This is a genomic window from Nocardiopsis sp. NPDC006938 (genome assembly GCF_042869555.1).
GTDB lineage: Bacteria > Actinomycetota > Actinomycetes > Streptosporangiales > Streptosporangiaceae > Nocardiopsis.
The window spans coordinates 163614-186155 of record NZ_JBIAGA010000001.1; the positions used below are offsets into that span (position 1 = coordinate 163614).

Below are 22542 nucleotides of genomic sequence, written 5' to 3' on the forward strand. Positions count from 1 at the left end.
GGAACCGACGAGGACACGACGACCGCGAGCACGGGCGAGGGGAGCACAGTGGACACCGAAGGAGACTCTCGGGACGGACTCGACGAGGCCCTGCGTGAGGTCGGCCTCGCGGCCGACCCCACCGACCTGTTCGGCCCCGTGCCGGTCGACGGCGGCCCCCTCCCCGCGGCCGCCGCCTCCGCGTACCGTCGCCTGGCGCGGCGGCTGCATCCGGACACCGCGCCCCCGCTCCGCGCGGCCGAGGCCGCGGACGGGTTCACCCGGCTCACCGAGGCGTGGCGGCGCTACCAGAGGGCCGCCGAGGGCGGCCCCGGCCTCGACGACGTGACGCTGGTGACCCGGGAGCGGACCTACCACGTGAGCCGGGGAGGTCCTCTGGCCAGCGGTGACGTGGCCGACCTGCACCCGATGCGGTGGAGGGGGGACGACCCCGCCGCCCCCGGCGGCGGCTGGCACGACGGGGTGCTCAAGCTCCCCCGGGCCCCGCGCGACAACGACCTGGTCCTGGCCGAGGCCACCGCGCTGCGCCGCGTCCGCGAACACGGCCAGGAGCGGTACCGCGCCTTCGTACCCCGGCTGGTGGAGTCACTGCGCCACCGCGACGCGGCCACCGGAGTGGAGCGGCGCGGCAACGTGCTGGACCGCCTCACCGGCTTCCACAACCTGGCCGAGGTGCGACGGGCCCGCCCCGAGGGGATCGACCCGCGCGACGCCGCCTGGATGTGGCGGCGGCTCCTCGTCGCGCTCGGCAACGCGCACGGAGCCGGGGTGGTGCACGGGGCGGTCATCCCCGAGCACGTGCTGATCCACCCGGAACAGCACGGACTGGTGCTCGTGGACTGGTGCTACTCCGTCACCTTCGCCTCGTCGCGCACCGCGCCGCACGTCCCGGCGATGGTGCCGCACCGCCGTGACACCTACCCTCCCGAGGTCGCCGACCGGCGCCCCGCCGTTCCCGCCACGGACGTGTACATGGCCACCCGCTGCGTGGAGTTCGTGACCGGCGGCCGCCTGCCCGGGCCGCTGCGGGCCCTGGCACGGGGGTGCACGCTCCCCTCGCCCGAACGGCGGCCCGCGGACGCGTTCGCCCTGCTGGGCGAAGTGGACCGCGCGCTGGAGCGCTGTTTCGGACCGCGCCGGTTCCGGCCCTTCTCCATGCCCGGCTGACCCGGCCCGTTGCCCGGACGCCGCATCCCCCGCACCGATCCGCAGACCCCCTCCCCCAGACCCCGGGCCCCACGCCACGCCACGCCACGCCACGCCACGCCACGCCACGCCACGAGGAGACCACCATGGGAAGCAGCAGCTGGTCCACCGACGCCTACCGCGCCCGACGGGCCTACCAGTCCTCCGCCGGAAGCAGCGGCTTCGACTACCACGACGACGTCACCGGCACGCCGCGCGACCAGTGGCGGGCCCACCCGTCACTCGACCCGCACGGCGTCAACGTCCGCGAGAGCCGCGACTCCGACGCCCACCCGAACTCGCTCGCCGTCTCGGTGCTCTTCGACGTCACCGGTTCCATGGGGCGTGTGCCCCGTTCCCTCCAGGCCAAGCTCCCCGACCTGTTCGGGCTGCTGCTGCGCCGGGGGTACGTACAGGACCCGCAGATCCTGTTCGGCGCGATCGGCGACGCCACCTGCGACCGCGTCCCCCTCCAGATCGGTCAGTTCGAGTCCGGCAACGAGCTGGAGGACGACCTCGGCAACATCCTGCTGGAGGGCGGGGGCGGAGGCCAGATGACCGAGTCCTACGAACTGGCCATGTACTTCATGGCGCGCCACACCGCCCTGGACTGCCTGGAGAAGCGGGGCAGGCGCGGCTACCTGTTCATCGTCGGGGACGAGATGGCCTACGGCGCGGTCAAGGCGCGCGAGGTCCGTGACGTGGTCGGAGACGACCTCGCCGAGGACGTCTCCCTCCCGGCGATCCTGGACGAGCTGCGGCGCAAGTACGAGGTGTACTTCCTCATGCCCACCGGCAGCCACCACTTCGGCAACGACCGGGTCCGGGAGTTCTGGAGGCGGCACCTGGGCCAGAACCTCGTCCTGCTGGACGACCTCGACGCGGTCTGCGAGACGATCGCGGTCACGGTGGGGCTGGGCGAGGAGGCCATCGACCTGGAGGAGGGTCTGCGGGACCTGGCCGACGCCGGTTCCGACCAGGCCGACGTGGTCGGTCGGGCGCTGCGGCCGCTGGCCCGCGAGCGCGGCGCGGTCGTGCCCGCCACCGTCCTGGAGGAGCTGGCCGGCGAGGGCCCGGGGGTGGAACGGCTGTGAACGGGCCGAGGGCGCGCGACGCCGAACACACGATCGTCGTGGACCTGGGGTTCGGCGACGCGGGCAAGGGCGTGACCGTGGACCTGCTGTGCGCGGGCGGCGGGTACGGAGCGGTGGTGCGCGCCAACGGCGGCGCCCAGGCGGGCCACAACGTGGTCACCCCGGACGGGCGGCACCACACGTTCGCGCAGTTCGGGGCGGGCACGCTCGCCCCGGGTGGCCCGGTGCCGACCCACCTGTCCCGGTTCGTGGTGGTGGACCCCTTCGCGCTGGCGGCCGAGGCCGAACACCTGGCGGGTCTGGGGGTGGCCGACCCGTTCTCCCTGGTCACGGTGGATCGGCGCGCTCTGGTCAGCACCCCGTGGCACGCGGCCGCCAACCGCGCCCGGGAGCGGGCGCGGGGCCGCGACCGGCACGGATCGTGCGGGATGGGCGTGGGCGAGACGGCGGCCTACGCCCTGGAGTACCCGGACGACGCCCCCACGGCGGGCGACTGCGCGACCCCCGCGGTGCTCCGCCGCAAGCTCGACCTGCTGGCCGAGCGGCTGGAGCCGGTCCTGACCGCGCCGAGCGGTCCGGACCGGCCGGGCGGCGGCGAGGCCGCCGTTTCCGGCGCCGGGGCAGCCGAACGCCTTCCCGACCCCGGCGTCTGCGTGGAGGCCTACCGGGCGTTCGCCGACCGGGTGGAGCTGGTGGACGAGCGGTACCTGCCCCGGCTGCTGGCCCGGACACCGGTGGTGTTCGAGGGGGCCCAGGGGGTGCTGCTGGACGAGTGGCACGGCTTCCACCCGTACACGACCTGGTCCACGACCACCTCCGTGAACCCGTTGGCACTGCTGGCGGAGGCGGGGATGGAGGGCCGGGCACGGCGGCTCGGGGTGACCCGGACCTTCGCCACCCGGCACGGCGCGGGGCCCCTGGTGACCGAGGACGCCCTGCTCACGGAGCGTCTGGCCGACCGCCACAACCGCACCGGCCCCTGGCAGGGCGGGTTCCGGGTGGGTCACCTGGACCTGGTCGCCCTGCGGTACGCGCTGGAGGCCACGGAGGGGGTGGACGCGCTGGTGGTCACGCACGCCGACGCCCCCGCCCGCCTGGGGCGGGACCCGCTCTGGTGCGTGGGGTACGAGCTGGCGGACGGCCGCCCGGTGCGGATGGCCCCGGGGACCGCGCCGGACCTGGCCCGCCAGGCTCGGCTGACCGGTCTCCTGGGCGCGGCGCGTCCTGTGCTGGAGTCCGTCCCCGGACCGGTGCCCGCCACCCTCGCCGACGCCCTCGGGCTGCCGTTGGAGGCGGTGTTCTCGGGGCCGACCCGGGCCGACGCGCGCGTTCCGGTGCGACGCGCGCCCCGAGTGGGGCCCTTCCCCCGGCGCCTGCCCGCCACCGCGTGAGCGTGTCGGACCCCGGGGAGCGGTCGGAGGCGGCCTACGTTGGGGCCATGAGCTCCCTGACTGACCCCGAGGTCCACGACTTCCTGACGTACGGAACGCGAACGGGCAAGGTGGCCTACACCGCCGAGGACGGCCGCCCGTTGGCGGCTCCGATCTGGTTCGTCGCCGACGGCGGCGACCTGGTGTTCAACACCGGCCGCGACAGCGCGAAGGGCCGGGCTCTGGCCCGCGACCCCCGGGTGACGCTCGTGGTGGACCGTGAGGAACCGCCGTACGGCTTCGTACAGGTCCAGGGGGTGGCCGAGGTGTCCGAGGACCCCCGCGAGCTGCTCCGGACCGCCACCGAGATCGCCCGCAGGTACGTGGGTGAGGATCAAGCCGAGGAGTTCGGCCGACGCAACGGGGTCCCCGGCGAACTGGTCGTGCGTCTGCGTCCAACCCGGGTCGTCGCGCAACTGGACATGACCGGCTGAGCGCGCGGTTCAGGCCCCCGAGGCCGCGTGGTCGACGAAGGCCCGGGCGGCGGCGGTGAGCGGCCCGCGTCGGCTGATCAGGGCCACGTCCAGGTGGTCGGTGGGCTCCAGGTCCAGGACGAGCGCCCCGGCCTGTTCGGCCAGGCCGCGCCAGGCGTCGGTCACCACCGCCAGCCCGGCCCCGCCCAGGACCAGGGGCAGGATCGACACCCGGTGCTCGCTCTCCACCACGATGCGGGCGTCCAGGCCCTCGGCCAGCAGGCGGTCGGCGAACCTGCGCATGCCCGAGCCCTCGTGACCGACGATCAGGCGGTGCCCGGTCAGCGCGGCGGCCGGGACGGGGGCACCCGGGCGGAAGGGGCCGTCCGCGGGCGCGAGGAGGACGAAGGCCTGCCGGACCAGCGGGAGGACGTCCACCCCGGGGTCTCCGAGCGGGTCCCCGGTCGCGACCACGCCGAGCTCGCAGGCGCCGGTACGGACCATCTGCACGGCGTCGCGGTTGGTCAGGGCGCCCCGGATGGACACCGACACGTCGGGGTGGCGTTCGGTGAAGCCCGCCACCAGCCCGGTCAGCGGTTCGATGGACTGGGTGGGCAGGGCCGCCACGTCCACCCGTCCCCGGCGCAGCCCGCGCACCGCCTCCACCGCCGATCGGGCCAGGTCCAGCCCGCGCACGGCCTCACGGGCGGGTCCGACGAGCGCGTGACCGGAGTCGTTGAGCACCAGGCGGCGACCGATCCGGTGGAAGAGGTCGCTGCCCAGGTCACGTTCCAGGGTCCGCAGGGCCTGGGAGAGGGAGGGCTGGGACAGGTGGAGCGCGGCGGCCGCGCGGTTCACGCCGCCGTGGTCGACGACGGCCAGGAAGTACTCCAGTTGTCGCACGTCCACACCGCAGCCCCGTCCGCTTCGTCCCGTCACGTCCGATCCTATAGGCGGCGCCTATCAGGGCTATCGGCAACCGGTCTTGGACGCGCGCGGGGCCGGGCTGCTGTGATCGTGGCATGAACGACGGCCTACTTCCCGGATTCGCCCGGAGCAGCGTGGAGGTCGAGGGACTGCGCGTCAACGTCCGCACGGCCGGGGAGGGGCCCCCGGTCCTGTTCCTGCACGGGTACCCGCAGACCCACCTGATCTGGCACCGGGTCGCCCCGCTCCTCGCCGACGGGTTCAGCGTCGTCCTCGCCGACCTGCGGGGCTACGGCGACAGCGGCAAACCTCCCTCCGACCCCCTGCACCTGACCTACTCCAAGCGGGCGATGGCCCGCGACCAGTACCTCCTCATGCGCAGGCTCGGATTCGACCGGTTCGCGGTCGTGGGCCACGACCGCGGCGCTCGGGTCGGGCACCGGCTGGCCCTCGACCACCCCGAAGCGGTGTCCGCATTCGCGGCCCTGGACGTGGTGCCCACCCGGTACGCGTTCGAGCACGCGGACGCGGAGTTCGCCTCGGGCTACTACCACTGGTTCTTCCTGACGGCGGGCCACGGCATCCCCGAACACCTGATCGGCCTGGACCCGGGGTTCTGGGTCCGCACCCGGATGAACGCGCGCCACCACGGCGGGTCCGCCTTCGACCCGGCGGCCGTGGACGAGTACGTGCGCTGCTTCAGCGACCCGGCGGCCGTCCACGCCTCCTGCGAGGACTACCGGGCGGCCGCCACCGTCGACCTCGAACACGACCGGGAGGACTCCGGGCGCCGCCTGGAGTGCCCGGTCCTGCTCCTGTGGGGCGAGCACAGCTTCGTGGGACGCCACTACGACGTCCCCGACGCCTGGTCCGCCTACGCTTCCGACCTGCGGGGGCACGCCCTGGACTGCGACCACTACGTGCCGGAGGAGGCGCCCGAGGCCACCGCCGCGTCCCTGCGCGCGTTCCTGACCGGAACCGCCCCCACGGCCTGACCCCCGCTCCCCCGCCCCTCCCCCCTCCACCTCTCACCCGACGGAGACCCATGAAGCAGTACCGCATCGCCACGATCCCCGGCGACGGCATCGGCGGCGAGGTCCTCGCCCCCGCGACCGCCGTCCTGGACCGGGTGGCCGCCCACCACGGACTCTCACTCGCCTACGACGAGTTCGACTGGTCGTGCGAGCGCTACGCGCACACCGGCGCGATGATGCCCGAGGACGGCCTGGACCGCATCCGCCACCACGACGCCGTCCTCCTCGGCGCGGTCGGCTGGCCCGGCGTGCCCGACCACGTCTCCCTGTGGGGCCTGCTGATCCCGATCCGCCGCGCGTTCCACCAGTACGTCAACCTGCGCCCGATCACCGTCCTGGAGGGCGTGCCCAGCCCCGTGGCCCGGGCGCTGCCGGGCGAGGTGGACTTCGTGGTGGTGCGGGAGAACAACGAGGGCGAGTACTCCCGGGAGGGCGGCCGCTTCGACCGGGGCACCCCCGACGAGCGGGCCGTGCAGGAGTCGGTGTTCACCCGGCGCGGCGTGGAGCGGGTGCTGGAGTACGGCTTCGACCTCGCCGAGCGGCGCGGCGGACGGCTCACCTCCGCCACCAAGTCCAACGGGATCGTGCACACCATGCCGTTCTGGGACGAGCTGGTGGCCGAGCGGGCCGCACTGCACCCGGACGTGGTCTGGGACCAGGAGCACATCGACGCGCTGGCGGCCAAGATCGTGCTGGACCCGGCGCGGTTCGACGTGATCGTGGGCTCGAACCTGTTCGGCGACATCCTCAGCGACCTGGCCGCGGCGGTCGCGGGCGGGATCGGAATCGCCCCCTCCGCCAACCTCAACCCGGAGCGCGACTACCCCTCCATGTTCGAGCCGGTGCACGGCTCGGCCCCCGACATCGCGGGCAAGGGCGTGGCCAACCCGCTGGGGGCGCTCTGGTCGGCGTCGATGATGCTGGACCACCTCGGCCACCCCGAGGCGGGCGGCCAGATGATGGACGCGGTCCGCGCCGTCCTGGCCGAGGGCCGGGTGCGCACCCGCGACCTGGGCGGCGAGGCGGGGACCGACGAGTTCACCGCCGAGGTCCTGCGCCGTCTGCCCTGACCGGACCCCGGCAACGCCCGTGGCCGCGTCCCCCGAGGGGACGCGGCCACGGGCGTTCACGCGTGGTCCCGGACGGGTCCCGGCCTCAGAGCTGGGCCATGACCTCGTCGGGGATGTCGGCGTTGGTGAAGACGTTCTGGACGTCGTCGGAGTCCTCCAGTGCGTCGACCACCCGCATGACCTTCTTGGCGGCCTCGGCGTCGACCGGAACCTCCATGGTCGGCAGGAAGCTGGAGTCGGCGGACTCGTAGTCGATGCCCGCCTCCTGGAGCGCGGTACGGACCTGGACCAGGTCGGTGGCCTCGCAGACGATCTCGAAGGCTTCGCCGATGTCCTCGACGTCCTCCGCCCCGGCCTCGAGAACCGCCATCGTCACGTCGTCCTCGGAGGTGCCCTCCTTGGGCACGATCACGACGCCCTTGCGGTTGAACATGTACGACACCGAGCCGGCGTCGGCCATGTTGCCGCCGTTGCGGGTGACGGCCACGCGCACCTCGGAGGCGGCGCGGTTGCGATTGTCGGTCAGGCACTCCACGAGCAGCGCCACACCGCCGGGGGCGTAGCCCTCGTACATGATGGTCTGCCACTCGGCGCCGCCCGCCTCCTCACCGGAGCCGCGCTTGCGGGCGCGCTCGATGTTGTCGGAGGGCACCGAGTTCTTCTTCGCCTTCTGGATGGCGTCGTAGAGCGTCGGGTTCCCTTCGGGGTCCCCGCCACCGGTACGCGCGGCCACCTCGATGTTCTTGATCAGCTTGGCGAACAGCTTGCCGCGCTTGGCATCGATGACGGCTTTCTTGTGCTTGGTGGTGGCCCACTTGGAGTGGCCGCTCATGCATGTCCTTTCGCGATGTCGACGAAGAGGCGGTGGATACGCGTGTCGCCGGTCAGTTCGGGATGGAAGGACGTCGCCATCAGGCCGCCCTGTCGTACGGCGACGATCCTACCGGCCCCACCCGTTCCGTTAACGCTTCCGAGGACCGTCACCCCCGGTCCGACCGACTCCACCCACGGGGCGCGGATGAACACCGCGTCGAACGGGTCGCCGCCGACGCCGTCGATCCGCACCCCGGTCTCGAAGGACTCCGCCTGCCGACCGAAGGCGTTGCGGCGAACGGTCATGTCGATACCGCCGAGGGTCTCCTGGTTGGCGGTTCCCCCGAGGAGCCGGTCGGCCAGCATGATCATGCCCGCGCACGTCCCGTAGACGGGCATCCCCAGGGCGACGCGTTCGCGGAGCGGACCCATCAGCCCGTGGCGGACGGCGAGTTTGGAGATGGTGGTCGACTCGCCGCCGGGGATCACCAGCGCGTCGACGGTGGCGAGCCGTTCGGCGGACAGCACCCGCGCGGTGGGCACGCCGAGGTCGTCGAGCATCCGGACGTGTTCGGCGACGTCGCCCTGGAGGGCGAGGACACCGATGGTGGGTTTGGCGGTCACGTGCTGCCTCGTCGTCGTGCGTTCGGTGGTCGGCGGGACGTCCGTCTACCAGCCGCGCGCGGCGTAGCGCTGGGAGTCCGACAGTTCGTCCAGGTTGATGCCGACCATGGCCTCGCCCAGGCCGCGCGAGACGCGGGCGATCACCGCGGGGTCCTCGTAGTGCAGGGTGGCCTGCACGATGGCGTCGGCCCGCCTGGCCGGGTCGCCGGACTTGAAGATGCCCGACCCCACGAAGACGCTCTCCGCGCCGAGCTGGCGCATGAGGGCGGCGTCGGCGGGGGTGGCCACGCCTCCGGCGGAGAACAGCGGAACGGGCAGCTTGCCCAGGCGCGCGACCTCCTTGACGATCTCGTACGGGGCACGCAGTTCCTTGGCCGCGCCAAACAGCTCGGGCTCGTCGAGGGTGCCCAGCCGCCTGATCTCACCGCGGATCGAGCGCATGTGCCGGGTGGCCTCGACGACGTTGCCGGTCCCGGCCTCGCCCTTGGAGCGGATCATCGCGGCGCCCTCGGCGATCCGCCGCAGGGCCTCGCCGAGGTTGGTGGCCCCGCAGACGAACGGGACGGTGAACGCCCACTTGTCGATGTGGTACGCCTCGTCGGCGGGTGTGAGGACCTCGGACTCGTCGACGAAGTCCACGCCGAGCGACTCCAGGACCTGGGCCTCGACGAAGTGTCCGATCCGGACCTTGGCCATGACCGGGATGGAGACCGCCTCGACGATGCCGTCGATCATGTCGGGGTCGGACATGCGCGCGACGCCGCCGTCCCTGCGGATGTCGGCGGGGACCCGCTCCAGGGCCATGACGGCGACCGCGCCGGCGTCCTCGGCGATCTTGGCCTGCTCGGGGGTGACGACGTCCATGATGACGCCGTTCTTGAGCTGTTCGGCCATACCGCGCTTGACGCGCTGGGTGCCGACGGCGTTGTCGGAGGTGTTCGCTGCGTTGGTGGCCACGGTGGTGGTCTCCCGTTCCTTCGGTTGGGTGGGGCCGGGCGGTCGGTTGCGCGCACCGGTCGACCGGCGTCCCATCCTAGTTCCACCACCTTTTTTGGTCTGACGCCGGGCCCGATAATTGGGGTGTGACGTCAGACCACTTCGCTCCGGGGCGTGCACCGGGGTCAAAGGCGGGGCTGCCGGTCGTCCATCTCGAAGTAGTCGGGCAGCGCGGCGGTGCCCGCCAGGCGCAGGACGCGGACCAGGCGGGACCGGCGCGCGCGCCGGGTGTCGGACACGGCGTCGTTGTGGAAGACCCGTGCCAGGTGGACGCCGCGCGCCGCCACGGCGACCTCGCCGAGGCGGTCCGTGGACGCGCCGGTCGGCGTGCCGTCCAGGGTGGCGCGCAGCACCCTGGAGAGTCCGCTCTCGGCGAGTTCGCGCTCCCCCTCCCCGGCACGGCGCGCGTCGTTGGCCGCGGCCGCCAGGAGCGCGGCGGTCGCGCGGTCCAGTCCGGGGTCGGCGGCCAGGTCCAGGACGGCCGCGGCGCGGCGCAGCAGCGCGGCGTCCAGGGCCGCGCCCGCGGTCTCCACGCGGTGGTGGAGGCGGTCGAGCCGGGTGGCGCGCCACGAGAGGTAGAAGCCGAGCAGGACCAGCGCGAGCAGGAGCCCCGCGACCAGACCGACGAAGCCGACGTCCTCGATCAGGGCGACTCACCCCGCGCGGGCGGACGCCGGGCGCCCAGCCTCACCCCGGCCCGGTCGTCCCATGACAGCACGGTCGCGTACACGTGGGCGATGTCGGCGGCGACGGTGTCCCAGTCATAGGCTCGGACGGCCCCGCGTGCGGCCTCCGACAGCCGGGTTCGGCGTTCGGGCGCGTCGAGCAGGGCCCCGGCCCGTTCGGCGAGGTGGTCGGGGTCGCCCGCCCGGAAGAGCTCACCGGCGGTGCCGCCGCCCAGGACGGCCGCGAACGCGGGAATGTCGCTGGCGATGACGGCGGCCCCGGCCGACATGGCCTCGGTGAGGACGATGCCGAAGCTCTCCCCGCCCAGGTTGGGGGCGCAGAACACGTCCGTGGAGTGGTAGGCGCGGACCTTGTCCGCGTCGTCGAGACGGCCGAGGAGGACCACGCGCTCGCGCAGGTGGTCCGGTACTCCGGACAGGTCGGCCTCCCCCGGCCCGGCGACGAGCAGGCGCAGTCCGGGCCGGTGCGGCGCCATCCGGGCGAAGGCCGCAAGGAGGGTGGCCAGGCCCTTGCGGGGTTCGTCCAGGCGTCCGAGGAACCCGATGGAGCCGCCCCGCCCCGGCCACCCGGGCAGCGGCGCGGCGTGCGCGAAACGGCGCACGGCCACCCCGTTGGGGATGAGCACGGCGTCACCGCCCACGTGTTCGACGAGGGTGCGCCGGGCGGCCTCGGAAACCGCCACGCGGGCGTTGATCTTCTCCAGGGCCGAGCGCAGCGCTCCGGAGCCCGCCGCCATGGCACGCGAGCGCGGGTTCGAGGTGTGGAAGGTCGCCACGATGGGTCCGTCCGCCGCCCAGCAGGCCAGAAGGGAGACGCTGGGCGCGGCGGGTTCGTGGACGTGCAGCAGGTCGAAGCCGCCCCCGCTGATCCACCGGCGCACCCGGCCCGCCGTGCGCGGCCCGAAGCTGAGCCGGGCCACGGAGCCGTTGTAGGGCACCGGGACGGGCCGTCCGGCCGGAACCAGGTAGGGCGGGACCGGGTGGCCGGGGTCGCCCAGCGGGGCGAGCACGGAGACCTGGTGGCCCATCGCCGCGAGCGCCTCGGCGAGGTCGCCCACGTGCTGCTGCACCCCGCCGGGCACGTCCCAGGCGTAGGGGCAGACGATCCCGACGCGCATCCCGCTCCTGTCCTTCTCGGAGACCGTGTCCGGGGGGACGGTCCGGTCCGGTGGCCGGATCACCGGCCGATCACCGGCCCCGTTCCGCGAGCGTCCCGTGCCGGTGGCGTCGGGCCCGGTCGGCCTCGTGGTCGGCGCTGAAGACGGGCTGGAGCATGTGCCAGTCCTCGGGGTGCTCGGCGATGGCGCCCTCGAAGACCCGAACGAGTTCCTGGGTGGTCCGGTGGATGCGCCGGGTGCGGGTGGCGCCGGTCGCCACGGGCACCTCGTCATGGACGCGGATGTTCCAGTACGGGCCGTCGTACCAGAGGGAGACCGGCATGAGGGCGGCGCCGGTGTTCAGGGCCAGCGCGGCGGGCCCGGAGGGGACGCGCGCACGCTCTCCGAACAGGTCCACCTCCAGACCGGTGCCGTTGATGTCGCGGTCGGCGAGCAGGCAGACGAGCCCGCCCGCGCGCAGACGGCGGGAGAGGACGCCGACGGTGTTGGCGGCCCCGCCGTCGAGCGGCAGCACCTCCATGCCCAGGGACTCGCGGTGGGCGGTGAACCTCCGGTACAGGCTCTCGGGCCGCAGCCGCTGCGCCACGGTGGTCAGCGGGGTGCCGCGAGCGGCGATCCAGGCTCCGGCGTGGTCCCAGTTGCCCATGTGCGGCAGGGCCGCGACCACGCCGCGCCCGGAGCGCACGTGTTCCTCCAGCGCCTCGATCCCGGTCTGGCGGGTCCGGCCGAGGATCTGCCCGCGGCTCAGGGCGGGCAGGCGGAACATCTCGTGGTAGTAGCGCATGTAGGAGCGCATACCCGCTTTGGACAACGCCCTGAGCTGGGCGTCCGTGGCGTTCGGGCCGAGCGGCCTGCGCAGGTTGCGTTCCAGGCCCCGGGTGGCGTCGTCGTGGGCGCGCCAGGACCGGTCGGCCAGCACGCGGAACACCGCCCGGCCCGCCCCGTCCGGTGCGCGGCGGACCAGCGCCCATCCCGCCGAGTAGGCCAGATCGGCCATGCGTTCGTCCACGTCGCTTCCTCGTCCGTTCGTTCCCTCCGGGGCGCGCTCAGGCGCCGTTGCTGGTCTTCTCGTCCTCGCCGTCGCCCCGGGTGAAGCCGGGGTCGTTGAGGCGGGCCCGTGTCTCCACGAGGCGCTGGAGGACGGTGAGCAGGCTCATGACGGCCAGGAGCCACAGGCCGCCCGCGAGGATGTAGGGGACGCCGAGCTCGCTGAGGCCGACCGCGACCAGCACGATGATGAGGCGTTCGGTGCGTTCGGCCACGCCGACGTCGCAGTTGACGCCCAGGCCCTCCGCGCGCGCCTTGATGTAGGAGACCATGAAACCGCTGATCAGGCAGAACAGGGTGAGCCCCGCGAGCACGGGGTCGTCACCGTCGCCCACGAACCACCACATGAGCCCGGCGAGGATCGCGGCGTCGGCCACCCGGTCGAGGCTGGAGTCGAGGAAGGCGCCGAACGCGCTGGCGCTGTCCTTGGCCCGGGCCACCGCCCCGTCAAGCATGTCGAAGAGCGCGAAGACGGTGATGACCACCGAACCCGCGTAGAGCTGTCCGCGGGGGTAGAAGTAGAGGGCGCTGACGACCACACCGGCGGCACCGACGATGGTGACGATGTTGGGTGTCAGGCCGATACGGGCCAGGCTCCGGCCGAGCGGGGCGGTGACCCGGGAGATCATGGGGCGAAGGATTCTCAGCATGTCTTCTAGTGATCGTAGGGCGGGAACGGTCGTCAGGGTGGGATCAGCCCCCGCTGGGGGTGGCGTCGCCCCCGGGGTCGGGCGGGGCGGGGTCGGGCGGCGGTCCCGGTCTCACTCGCGGGGCCAGAGTTCGGCCAGTCGGGCGCGGGTCCGCTCCAGCATCTCGGGCAGGACCCTGGTCTGGCCGATCACGGGCATGAAGTTGGTGTCGCCTCCCCATCGGGGCACGACGTGCTGGTGCAGGTGGGCGGCGATCCCGGCACCGGCCACGGTACCGAGGTTCATGCCGACGTTGAACCCTGCGGGCTGGTAGGCCTCGGTGAGCGTGCGCAGGCCCCGCTGGGTGAGCGCGGCGACCTCGGCGGTCTCCTCCTCGTCCAGCGCGGAGTACTCGGCGACGTGCCGGTAGGGGCACACCATGAGGTGGCCGCTGTTGTAGGGGTAGAGGTTGAGGACGACGAAGGCGGTGCGGCCGCGGGCCACCACCAGCCCCTCCTCGTCGGTGAGGCCGGGGGCACGGCAGAAGGGGCAGCCGTCGTCAGCGCCGGGACCGGTGGGGCGTCCCTCGCCCTTGACGTAGGCCATGCGGTGCGGCGTCCAGAGGCGTTCGTGGCCGTCCGGGGTCCCGGTTCCCGCTCCGGGGAGCCGGTCGGGTCCGTCCGCGGGATCGTCGTGGGCACCGCGCATGGCTCGTCCGCTCCCCTCGCCTGACCGTTTCGTGCTGCGCGTCCAGCATAGAAGCGCCGGGCGGGTGAAGCGCCGGACCTCGGGGCCCGGGGTGGCGCGGGGCCGGGCGGGGCCGTGGCGCGCGCCGGGGCGGCGCGGCCCCCCGGTTCACAGACCCAGCAGGGTGCGCAGGTGGCGCGGGGAGGGGTTGCCGTGTGCCAGCATGGCGTCGTGCAGGCGGCCGACCGGCTCGTGGGGCCGTGCCCGGGCCAGGTCTCGGGCGATGTCGGAGACCTCCGCGTAGCCGACGTAGTAGGTGGACAGCTGGGCGCTGGTGAGCAGGGCGCGCCGCCACTTGCCGACGGCCTCGCCCTCCTCCTGGTGGCCGCGTTCGGTCAGCAGGGCGACGGCCTCGCGCTCGGTGAGGCCCTCCGTGTGCACGCGCACGTCCAGGATCGCGTTGAGGACGGACCTCAGGCGCATCTTGAGCTGGACCAGGCGCAGTCCCAGGTTGGCGCGCCGGGAGGCGGGGTCGGTTCCGTCGGTCCAGCCGTGCCCGGCCAGGACCTCCTCCGCGTGGACCGCCCACCCCTCGACGAAGGTTCCGCTGCCCAGCGCCGAACGCACGCGGGTGCCGCCCCGGTGGCGGGCGGCGTGCGCGAGTTGGAGGGCGTGCCCGGGCATCGCCTCGTGGACCATCACGTCGCGCAGCAGGCCCGCGTTGTACTCGCGCAGGAAGGAGGCCCGGCGCTCGGCGTCCCACTCCTCGGGCGGCGGCGCCACGGCGACGAGGGTGGGCTGGGTGCGTGCGTCGGGGGCCAGCGGCCCGGGCGCGTCGCAGTACGCGACGGCCACGCCCCGGCGGGCGTCCGGCATCGGGACGACCTCGACCGGGTCGTCGTGGACGGTCGCCAGGTCCAGCTCCCGGACCCGGGTGCGCAGGTGGGCGAGGGCACCGGTACAGGCGGGAACGACCTCCTCGGCACCGATCGCGAACTCGTCGGCCAGCGCCGCGAGTACCTCGGCGACCTGGCCGGGGCGGCTCGGTTCGTCCGCGTACGCGGACGCCGCCTCGGCGAGCGCCTCCTCCGTGGCCAGGAGGTCGCTCTCGGCGCGTACCAGGAGCGCCTCCGGGGTGAGTTCGGAGTCCAGGGTGTACCAGAGCTGGGCGGCGAAGCGGCGGGCGCCCAGCCGGGGGTCCGCGTCGGCGAACTCGCGCTCGACGCGCAGCCAGGAGGTGTGGGCGTCGAGGGCGGCCAGGGCGGCCGTGCGCGCCTCCTCCAGCCCCGCTGGGGCGGCTCCGGGGAACCGGGCCGCGAGGGCGGGCAGGTCCCGGGTGAGCATCGCGCGGGCGCCCTCCAGCCGACCCAGCGCGGTCTCCACGTGCACGCGGGGCATACCCGGGCCCTCGGACAGGCGGGTACGGGCGGTCTCGAGGTAGGCCGGAAGGGCGGCGCAGCGCGCCGTCAGGGCCGCCAGGCGCTCCTGCGGGGGCAGGAGCTCGCGTTCCACAAGCGTGTACAGGACCTCGCCGGGAGAGTGCACGAGCGGGTCCCAGGAACGCGGGCGCAGTTCCGTGGTGTGCCACAGGTCGGCGCTGACCCTGGTGCGCAGCATCTCCAGGTCCACCAGGTCGTCGGCCGCGAGCAGGTCGGGGTCGATCTCGTCGAGGGAGCCGAGCGCGTCGGTCAGGAGGCTCACCCGGAGGGAGTCGGCCTCGTCGGAGTGGTCGGTGAGCCGGTGGGCCCACCGGGTGTCTCCCAGGCCCAGGGCCCATTCGGGGTCGTCCGCCAAGAGGGCGTCCAGCACCCGTTCGGCCACGTCTCGGAACCGTCGGGTCGTCTCGGCCGCGTCGGGATGGGAGGAGGTCATCCCGTCATGATGCCAGGTCGCGCGGGACACGGACGCCCGGTTCCCGACATGCGGGAACCGGGCCGTACTCCGTGTGGGACCCCGGCCCGGGGCAGCTCCTGGTCAGCGCCAGGAGTTCTGGCCCCCGGTGGAGGTGGGCTGCTGCCCGGCCGCGCCCTCGGGGTCCCCCACCGTGATCGCGTGCTCGACGAGGGTGATGAGCGTCGACTTGGTGGAGGCCTTGTCACGGGCGTCCACCTGGACGATGGGGATCTCCGGGCTGAGCGTGAGCGCGTCCCGGACCTCGTCGGCCGCGTGGGGGTAGTAGCCGTCGAACCCGTTGATACCCACGATGAAGGGCAGACGCGCCTCTTCGAAGTAGTCGATCGCGGGGAAGCAGTCGGCCAGACGTCGCGTGTCCACCAGCACGACCGCGCCGATGGCGCCCTTGACCAGGTCGTCCCACATGAACCAGAACCGGTGCTGCCCGGGGGTGCCGAACAGGTACAGGATCAGGTCGGAGTCGAGGGAGACACGGCCGAAGTCCATGGCGACGGTCGTGGTCTGCTTGTCCGGCGTCTTGGCGAGGTCGTCCACCCCGACGCTGGCGCTGGTCATGACCGCCTCGGTCGTCAGCGGCACGATCTCGGAGACGGAGCCAACGAATGTCGTCTTCCCGACACCGAAGCCCCCGGCGACGACGATCTTGACCGACGTCATCGCGTTCCCCCCAGCACCGCCTTCCTCGGCTGGGCTAGAGCTTGCGAAGTCCACTGAGCACCCTTTCAAGCAGGTTGGTGTTGGGGCGAGCGTCGTTGTTGAGCGAAGACCTGATCTGGACCAGTCCCTGCTCGGACATGTCCGCCACAAGCACCCGCGCCACGCCGAGAGGCATCCGCAGTAGCGCGGAGATCTCCGCCACGGATCGCCACTCCCGACACAGGTCGCTGATCGCCTGCCATTCGGGCGTCAGCGTCCCTGACTCGTTCCGGGCCGCCGCGGTGGCCGAGATCAGAGCCTCCAGGGGAAGCTGCGACTTCGGCTTGGTACGGCCCTTGGTGACCGCGTAGGGACGCACCAGCGAACTGGGGGCGCTGCCCGGCGCGGGTCGTTGGTCATACGGTTGTTGGATTGGTCGAGGAACATCTCCGCCGCCCGGAACCGCGGGCATCCCTCCTGTGGAGGGATGGCCCGGCTGTTGTCCGAACCACGAGGCGCTCCCGGCATCTCTACTGTGAGGTGCCACCACTTCCTCCTGTCGGTGGTGGATCAGTGGATTCCCGAGGTGCGCGCCGTTGGTGTCAGCGCCCGCCCCGCCCGCTCGACGAGCAGGGTCATCTCGTACGCGACCAGACCCAGGTCGCTCTCGGCCGCCGCGAGGACCGCGAGACAGGAGCCGTCGCTGATCGCCATGATCAGCATCAGCCCCCGCTCCATCTCCACGACGGTCTGGGCGACCGCTCCACCCTCGAACACCCTGGCCGCGCCCTGGGTCAGGCTGGACAGGCCAGAGGCGATGGCGGCCAACTGGTCGGCCCGGTCGGCCGGGAAGCCCGCGGACGAAGCCAACGGAAGGCCGTCAGAGGAGACGACGATCGCGTGGGCGACATCGGGGACCCGGTCGGCAAAGTCAGTGATCAACCAGTTGAGTTCATTCACCTGTCGACTCATCTGATCTCCTGTCCAAGTTCGCCGGTCGATCTGTGGGCACTGCTACCGCCGGCACGGCATGTGACAGCACTGCCTTTGCGAACCACCCGGCCCCTCCCGTGGGGGTGACCGGGAGTCTGGTGTTCCGCTCTCGTCAAGCGATGGGTGTGGCGCGTCCGAGAAGCTCGGTAGATGCTATTGCATCCGGCTTCCGGGACTGTGAGGGACCCCGTCCCACCACTGGTCACTTGGGTCACTCCTCTGTCGAACTGTCGCCGAGCCGGTTCCGACCGTCGCGGACGCCCTTCTGGAAGCCCGAGAAACGGTTGCGGACACGGTCCGCGCTCCGGGTGGGCATCTGCTTGAAGTTCTCCGGCTTGGGTGCGGTACCAGGAACTAGGTTTGCCTTGGGAACCCGTTTTGGCAAGCCGGAGGTGGTCAGTCCGCCCGCGAGCGGCTCGGCCGCGGTGCGCGCGGCCTTCCATCCGCGGTCGGCCGCGGAGTTCCACTCCTGCTCGGAGCGGTTGCCCGCCTCGGGCTGCTGGACGGCGGCGTCCCTGCGGGTCCGCTGCGGTTCCTGGGGTTCCTGGGGCGCCGCGGGCACCTGCTGGATCGGGCCGGTCTCGGTGGTGTCCACGGTGGGACCCCCGGTACGGCGCTTGAACCAGTTGGACTCGATGGCGTCGAAGATCGGCAGCGAGTCGGCGTCCCCGCCCGCCGGGGCGGCCGGGACGACGGTGCTGTTCGAGCCCTGGCTGCCGCCGTAGCGGCGCGACAGGTAGGCGGTGGAGCCGTAGCCCTCCCGGGAGTCGCCGCCCCCGGCGCGCCAGGTGCCGGTGGTGTTCGGCTCGGGCTGCTGGGGCTGCGCGGGTGCCTGGTGCGGCTGCTGGGCTCCGGTGTCCCACGAGGAGATCGCCGGGAACGTCTCGGTGTTGTCCTCACCGCGCGCCGGAGCGGCGGGGCGCTCGGGCCGGGCGCCGTCCCGCGAGCCGGTCTCGAAGGCCCCGCTCCGGTGCGTACCGGTGCCGAACGCGTCGTAGGAGTCGGCGGACCGGCTCTCGGACTCGGCGGGCCGGCCGAGGGCGTCCGTCTCCGGGGCGGGGCGCGAGAACGCGCCCGTGTCGGTGGGACGGCGGAACGCTCCGGAGTTCGGTGCGCTGAACGAACCCGTGTCCGTGGTGCGGGGGGCGGGGTCGAAGAGGCTGCGACCGGTGGTCTCCTGCTGCTTCGGCTCGTCTCCCTCCGGCACGTCGTAGGGGTCCACGACCGAGCCGGGGCCGTCGGTCAGGCCGCTGTTGGGCGAGAGGCCCTCGGCGCGGCTGGGCGCCTCCCAGACCGACTCCGAGCTGGTGGTGCTCCACAGGTCCTGGCCGCTGGGCGGGTGCTCCTCGGGACGGCCGCCGGTGGGCTTGCGCTTGGGCAGACCGCCCAGGTCGCCTCCGAGGCCGCCCGCGTCCTGGCTGTTCCAGGGGTCGTTCGGCTCTTCGGCGGCGGGGCTGGCGGCGAAGGCCGCCTCGGCGTCGGCGAAGGTGTCGGGGGCCCCGGCGGACAGCTCGGGACGGGCCCCGGGGCCGCCGAGGGCGTGCTGGCCCTCGACCGGGGTGATGAGCAGGTCGGGCGGGAAGACGACGCTGGCGGTGGTGCCGCCGCCGTGCGCCTCCTTGAGGCTCATCCGGATGCCGTGGCGGTGCGCCAGGCGCGAGACCACGAACAGGCCCATGCGGCGCGAGACCGCGACGTCGATGACCGGCGGGGCGGCCAGGCGGGCGTTGATCGCCGCCAGGTCCTCCGGGGCCATGCCGATTCCGCTGTCGGTCACGTCGACCTGCACGGAGCCGTTGTCCATGATCTTGGCGCTGACCAGCACCTCGGTGTCGTGCGGGGAGAACGACGTGGCGTTCTCCACCAGCTCGGCCACGAGGTGGATGACGTCGTTGACCGGGCGGCCGAGGACCGAGATGTGGGAGGGGGCGCGCACGTTGACGCGCTCGTACTGCTCGACCTCGGAGACCGCGCCCCGCAGGACGTCGACCAGCGGGACGGGCTGGGCCCACTTTCGGGTGTTGTCCTGGCCGGACAGGACCAGCAGGTTCTCGTTGTTGCGCCGCATGCGCGTGGCGAGGTGGTCCAGCTGGAAGAGGTCGGAGAGGCGGTCGGCGTCCTGCTCGGACTGCTCCAGACCGTCGATCAGGCGCAGCTGCCGTTCCACCAGGGTCTGGCTCCGGCGGGACAGGTTGACGAACATCGCGTTGACGTTGCTGCGCAGACCCGCCTCGTCGGAGGCCAGGGTCAGGGCGACGCGGTGGACGTCGTCGAAGGCGCGGGCGACCTCGCCGATCTCGTCGTGGGTGTGCACCTCGATGGGGGTGACCCGGACCGACTCGGGGGCCGTGCCGGCCTCCTGCATCCGGTTGATCGCGTCGGGCAGGTCGCGCTCGGCGACGCGGCGCGCGCCGTCCTCCAGGGTGCGCAGCGGGCGCACCAGGGAGCGGACCACCAGGGAGGTGAGGACGAAGACGGCGAGGAGCACGCCCGCGACGATGATGAGGTCCATGATCGTGCGGAACAGGGCCTGGCCGCGCAGCTCGTTGGCGTCGGAGGCGATGCCCGTGGCAAGGGTCGACTCGACCGTCTGGAGGCGCTCCAGCGCGGTGTCGGCGATGGCCGCGTAGTCCTCGGGGCCGTCGTTGGGCGTGACGTTGGTCAGCGGGTCACCGCGGTCGGCGCGGTACATGACGCGCATACGCATGGTAGAGACCTGGCTGACCTCCAGGCCGGTGAAGTTCTCGTCGAAGACCGCGCGCTGCTCGGGCGAGGCCGCCTGGATGAAGTTCGAGATCTCGTTCTCGTAGCGGGCCCGGCTGGAGTCGATCGCCTCGGCGATGCCGCCGGTCATCGTGTTGCGGGCCAGGGAGTGGCCCATCAGCGCGGTCTCGTAGGAGAGCTGGTCGCGGGCGTTCGACAGCGCGGTGAGGGCGCGCACGGCCTCGCGGAGCTCGGTGTCGTTGGTCTCGTCCGCGATCGTCTGGTTGAAGTCCGAGAGCGACCGGGCGATCGTCCGGTACTTGGTGACGACCGGCAGGACCGTGATGCGGGTGGAGTCGACCTCGGTGCGCAGGGACTCCAGCGTGGAGAGCTGGCTCCGCATCGCCGCGAGTCGGGTCTGCGCGAGGTCGCCGTCCATCGCGCCCATCTCGTCGAGACGGGCGTTCAGGGTGCTCTGGAGGTCGAGCGTGGCGGCCCGCTCGGTCTCCATCTCCTGGCGGAGGTCGGCCGAGCGCCGGTCCGGGTCCGCGTTGTCGGAGATGAAGACGGCGCTGGCCGTGCGCTCGCGGCCCAGCTGGTTGGCCAGGTCCACGATGAGGACGCCCACCTGGGCGCGGTCCTCGATGTGCGCGTGGGTGACGGTGGAGACCGAGGCCTCGTAGACCCTCAGACCACCGAGCGCGAGCGCCACGGCGGTCGGGATGACGATGAGGGCCACCAGTCGGGAGCGCACCCGCCAGTTACGTGGCCGCCACCAGATGGCTCTGCGCCGGGGCTGGGCATCGGCGTTGTCGGCCTGCGCTGCCTCGCTCTGAGCGCTGGCCCCGCTTTTCGTCGCTCGTGTCGACACGGACCCTCGCAACCTTTCGTGTCACCGCCTCGAACGGCTGTTGGACCCAGGGATTCGGACCGCTCCAGACCGGAAGGTCGCCATGGCCACAGTGGTCCACCAGAAGCAGGAAGCAGTGGGAGTGTGGGGAGATGTGAAGACTGTCCGCCGGACTCGCCTGGGAGGAGAGGCGCGGCGCACCAACACTGTCGTGGTGCGCGTGCGGTGCATAGCGTACCAATGGGCGAGAAGGGCTCGCTTCGGGCGATTGATGCCCATCAAGCAAGATCATCCGGGGTCATCGGCGACCGTAATCCCCACCCAGTCCGCATTAGGGCCAATCTCCCAGGTCAGGATGGGCGACCGAAAACCCGTCGGACATTGAGGTAACTATTTGGACACACCGCCAACTTCCTCGGGAAGATCACTTCTGCGTGACATCGTGACAGCACGTAGACGCAGGCCCGAAGGGGGAGGCGGAAATGCGCACCTCGGCGCGCCCCGGTTCGATCACCTGGAGTGATGACTCCCCTCCTCCGGGCCCTGACCGCCATTCGCGATGGAACCGCGTGATTCTTCGCTTTTCGGTCCACACCGCCCTGCCGTTGGGCACCGCGCTGCTGTTGGCCCTCACGTGCGCGGCCCCCGCGGGCGCCGACGTCACCGATCCGGACCAGAGCGACCTGGACCGCCTACGGGTGGAGCTGGCGACGGCCCGCGCCGAGGTCGCCTCCCTCCGCGAGAGCGCCCAGGAGAGGATCAGCGCCTACGAGGAGGAGAGCGCCCGGCTCGACGAGCTCACCGGTCGGCGGGAGTCGGCCGAGTCCCGCGCCGACGCGGCCGAACGGCGCCACGAGGGCACCCGGCTGGGCGCGGCACGCCAGGCGGCCGGGGCCTACAAGGGCGTCGACCTGAGCCTCATGCGGGCCTGGATCGATCCGGAGGGCCCCACACGGGCCCTGGAACGGGGTTCCTACCTCACGCTGTTCGGGGAGCACCGCTCCGCCGACCTCGCCCGCGCGCGGGCCTCACGGGTCGCCTCGGACACGCTGGCCGAGACCGCGCGGACCGCCGAGCGGGAACAGGCCGAGGCCACCGAGGCGGCCGAGGACGCGCGTGAGGCGGCCGAGGCGGCGATCACCGCGCAGGAGGAGAGGTCCGAGAGGCTGCTGGACCAGCAGACCCGCCTGGAGAAGGCCATGGCCGCCGCCCCGGCCACCGGGAAGGAGGCCCGGACGGCCGGGCCGCCGGAGCGGGAGGCGCCCGAGGGCTGCGCGGAGAAGGGCGGGTCCGCCGACGTCGAGAACGGCCGGGTGCCGCAGACGCTGCTGTGCCCGCTGCCGCAGGCCGGTGAGCGGCTGCGCGCGGACGCCGCGACCGCTTTCGTCGCCCTCGACCGGGACTTTCGGTCAGAGTTCGGCCGCCCCATGTGTGTGACCGATTCCTACCGGCCTTACCACGAGCAGGTCCGCCTCTTCCAGGAGATGCTTCCGGGGATGGCGGCCCGGCCGGGCACCAGCGCGCACGGGCTCGGCCTCGCCGTGGACCTGTGCGGCGGCGTGAACGAGCTGGACGCCCCGGAGCACCGGTGGATGCTCGACCACGCGCCCGAACACGGCTGGCACAACCCCGAGTGGGCCAGGGACGGCTTCGAGCCCTGGCACTGGGAGTTCACCCCCTGAGCCACGGCCCG

Annotated in this window: 21 protein-coding genes; 7 read left to right on the forward strand and 14 right to left on the reverse strand. The window is 72.8% G+C overall.

What is annotated here, in order from left to right:
• The first annotated feature begins 48 nt into the window (after positions 1–48).
• From ACFYL4_RS00745 to ACFYL4_RS00760, 4 genes are all read left to right on the forward strand, one after another.
• A complete protein-coding gene (locus tag ACFYL4_RS00745; RefSeq protein ID WP_387515392.1) occupies positions 49–1167 on the forward strand; it encodes a molecular chaperone DnaJ in 1119 nt (372 codons plus the stop codon).
• Positions 1168–1292: 125 nt separating this feature from the next.
• Positions 1293–2279, forward strand: a complete 987-nt coding sequence (locus ACFYL4_RS00750; protein WP_387515394.1) for a hypothetical protein — start codon at positions 1293–1295, stop codon at positions 2277–2279.
• Positions 2276–3670 carry an adenylosuccinate synthetase gene (locus ACFYL4_RS00755; RefSeq protein ID WP_387515396.1) on the forward strand — a complete coding sequence of 465 codons (1395 nt, stop codon included), beginning with the start codon at positions 2276–2278 and terminating at the stop codon, positions 3668–3670. The genes ACFYL4_RS00750 and ACFYL4_RS00755 overlap by 4 nt, the downstream gene beginning before the upstream one ends.
• 47 nt (positions 3671–3717) lie before the next feature.
• Positions 3718–4143: a PPOX class F420-dependent oxidoreductase gene (locus ACFYL4_RS00760; protein WP_387515398.1), complete on the forward strand. Its 426-nt coding sequence runs from the start codon at positions 3718–3720 to the stop codon at positions 4141–4143.
• 9 nt (positions 4144–4152) lie between these two features.
• On the opposite strand, the gene ACFYL4_RS00765 is transcribed toward ACFYL4_RS00760, so the two are convergent.
• Positions 4153–5061 carry a LysR family transcriptional regulator gene (locus ACFYL4_RS00765; protein ID WP_387515400.1) on the reverse strand — a complete coding sequence of 303 codons (909 nt, stop codon included), beginning with the start codon at positions 5059–5061 and terminating at the stop codon, positions 4153–4155.
• A gap of 83 nt (positions 5062–5144) precedes the next feature.
• On the opposite strand from ACFYL4_RS00765, the gene ACFYL4_RS00770 reads away from it, so the two are divergent.
• Positions 5145–6044 (forward strand): alpha/beta fold hydrolase, encoded by a 900-nt coding sequence (locus ACFYL4_RS00770; protein ID WP_387515402.1) that lies wholly within the window; start codon positions 5145–5147, stop codon positions 6042–6044.
• A gap of 50 nt (positions 6045–6094) precedes the next feature.
• A complete protein-coding gene (locus ACFYL4_RS00775) occupies positions 6095–7153 on the forward strand; it encodes a tartrate dehydrogenase (protein WP_387515403.1) in 1059 nt (352 codons plus the stop codon).
• Between the two features lie 85 nt (positions 7154–7238).
• On the opposite strand, the gene ACFYL4_RS00780 is transcribed toward ACFYL4_RS00775, so the two are convergent.
• From ACFYL4_RS00780 to ACFYL4_RS00840, 13 genes are all read right to left on the reverse strand, one after another.
• On the reverse strand, positions 7239–7985 hold the full coding sequence (locus ACFYL4_RS00780) for a YebC/PmpR family DNA-binding transcriptional regulator (protein ID WP_357757204.1): 747 nt from the start codon (positions 7983–7985) through the stop codon (positions 7239–7241).
• Complete coding sequence (gene pdxT / locus ACFYL4_RS00785) at positions 7982–8590, reverse strand: pyridoxal 5'-phosphate synthase glutaminase subunit PdxT (RefSeq protein WP_387515405.1); 609 nt, start codon at positions 8588–8590, stop codon at positions 7982–7984. The genes ACFYL4_RS00780 and pdxT overlap by 4 nt, the downstream gene beginning before the upstream one ends.
• Positions 8591–8635: 45 nt before the next feature.
• Positions 8636–9547, reverse strand: coding sequence for a pyridoxal 5'-phosphate synthase lyase subunit PdxS (gene pdxS / locus ACFYL4_RS00790; protein ID WP_387515406.1), 912 nt, complete (start codon positions 9545–9547; stop codon positions 8636–8638).
• 164 nt (positions 9548–9711) lie between these two features.
• Positions 9712–10206: a hypothetical protein gene (locus tag ACFYL4_RS00795; RefSeq protein ID WP_357757403.1), complete on the reverse strand. Its 495-nt coding sequence runs from the start codon at positions 10204–10206 to the stop codon at positions 9712–9714.
• Between the two features lie 23 nt (positions 10207–10229).
• On the reverse strand, positions 10230–11390 hold the full coding sequence (locus ACFYL4_RS00800) for a glycosyltransferase family 4 protein (RefSeq protein ID WP_387515408.1): 1161 nt from the start codon (positions 11388–11390) through the stop codon (positions 10230–10232).
• A 70-nt stretch (positions 11391–11460) separates the two neighbouring features.
• Positions 11461–12399 (reverse strand): phosphatidylinositol mannoside acyltransferase, encoded by a 939-nt coding sequence (locus ACFYL4_RS00805; RefSeq protein WP_387515410.1) that lies wholly within the window; start codon positions 12397–12399, stop codon positions 11461–11463.
• A gap of 37 nt (positions 12400–12436) precedes the next feature.
• Complete coding sequence (gene pgsA, locus ACFYL4_RS00810; RefSeq protein WP_357757406.1) at positions 12437–13066, reverse strand: phosphatidylinositol phosphate synthase; 630 nt, start codon at positions 13064–13066, stop codon at positions 12437–12439.
• 132 nt (positions 13067–13198) lie between these two features.
• The gene (locus tag ACFYL4_RS00815; protein WP_357757217.1) at positions 13199–13774 is read right to left on the reverse strand and encodes an HIT domain-containing protein; all 576 of its coding nucleotides are present in this window, start codon (positions 13772–13774) and stop codon (positions 13199–13201) included.
• A 147-nt stretch (positions 13775–13921) separates the two neighbouring features.
• Positions 13922–15625 carry a DUF885 domain-containing protein gene (locus tag ACFYL4_RS00820; RefSeq protein ID WP_387515412.1) on the reverse strand — a complete coding sequence of 568 codons (1704 nt, stop codon included), beginning with the start codon at positions 15623–15625 and terminating at the stop codon, positions 13922–13924.
• Between the two features lie 102 nt (positions 15626–15727).
• On the reverse strand, positions 15728–16324 hold the full coding sequence (locus tag ACFYL4_RS00825) for an ATP/GTP-binding protein (protein ID WP_017546195.1): 597 nt from the start codon (positions 16322–16324) through the stop codon (positions 15728–15730).
• A 34-nt stretch (positions 16325–16358) separates the two neighbouring features.
• Positions 16359–16775 carry a DUF742 domain-containing protein gene (locus ACFYL4_RS00830; RefSeq protein WP_225942487.1) on the reverse strand — a complete coding sequence of 139 codons (417 nt, stop codon included), beginning with the start codon at positions 16773–16775 and terminating at the stop codon, positions 16359–16361.
• A gap of 98 nt (positions 16776–16873) precedes the next feature.
• Positions 16874–17275 (reverse strand): roadblock/LC7 domain-containing protein, encoded by a 402-nt coding sequence (locus ACFYL4_RS00835; protein ID WP_014909276.1) that lies wholly within the window; start codon positions 17273–17275, stop codon positions 16874–16876.
• Between the two features lie 232 nt (positions 17276–17507).
• Positions 17508–20753: a nitrate- and nitrite sensing domain-containing protein gene (locus ACFYL4_RS00840; RefSeq protein WP_387515954.1), complete on the reverse strand. Its 3246-nt coding sequence runs from the start codon at positions 20751–20753 to the stop codon at positions 17508–17510.
• Between the two features lie 794 nt (positions 20754–21547).
• On the opposite strand from ACFYL4_RS00840, the gene ACFYL4_RS00845 reads away from it, so the two are divergent.
• Entirely contained in the window at positions 21548–22531 is a 984-nt protein-coding gene (locus tag ACFYL4_RS00845) for a D-alanyl-D-alanine carboxypeptidase family protein (protein WP_387515956.1), read from the forward strand.
• The last annotated feature ends 11 nt before the right edge of the window (positions 22532–22542 follow it).

Coding starts and splice junctions, on each gene's coding strand:
- ACFYL4_RS00760 (WP_387515398.1), top strand. CDS start 3,718: ATGAGCTCCCTGACTGACCCCGAGGTCCACGACTTCCTGACGTACGGA.
- ACFYL4_RS00835 (WP_014909276.1), bottom strand. CDS start 17,275: ATGAGTCGACAGGTGAATGAACTCAACTGGTTGATCACTGACTTTGCC.
- ACFYL4_RS00780 (WP_357757204.1), bottom strand. CDS start 7,985: ATGAGCGGCCACTCCAAGTGGGCCACCACCAAGCACAAGAAAGCCGTC.
- ACFYL4_RS00825 (WP_017546195.1), bottom strand. CDS start 16,324: ATGACGTCGGTCAAGATCGTCGTCGCCGGGGGCTTCGGTGTCGGGAAG.
- ACFYL4_RS00800 (WP_387515408.1), bottom strand. CDS start 11,390: ATGCGCGTCGGGATCGTCTGCCCCTACGCCTGGGACGTGCCCGGCGGG.
- ACFYL4_RS00775 (WP_387515403.1), top strand. CDS start 6,095: ATGAAGCAGTACCGCATCGCCACGATCCCCGGCGACGGCATCGGCGGC.
- ACFYL4_RS00750 (WP_387515394.1), top strand. CDS start 1,293: ATGGGAAGCAGCAGCTGGTCCACCGACGCCTACCGCGCCCGACGGGCC.
- ACFYL4_RS00815 (WP_357757217.1), bottom strand. CDS start 13,774: ATGCGCGGTGCCCACGACGATCCCGCGGACGGACCCGACCGGCTCCCC.
- ACFYL4_RS00770 (WP_387515402.1), top strand. CDS start 5,145: ATGAACGACGGCCTACTTCCCGGATTCGCCCGGAGCAGCGTGGAGGTC.
- ACFYL4_RS00830 (WP_225942487.1), bottom strand. CDS start 16,775: ATGCCCGCGGTTCCGGGCGGCGGAGATGTTCCTCGACCAATCCAACAA.
- pgsA (WP_357757406.1), bottom strand. CDS start 13,066: ATGATCTCCCGGGTCACCGCCCCGCTCGGCCGGAGCCTGGCCCGTATC.
- ACFYL4_RS00820 (WP_387515412.1), bottom strand. CDS start 15,625: ATGACCTCCTCCCATCCCGACGCGGCCGAGACGACCCGACGGTTCCGA.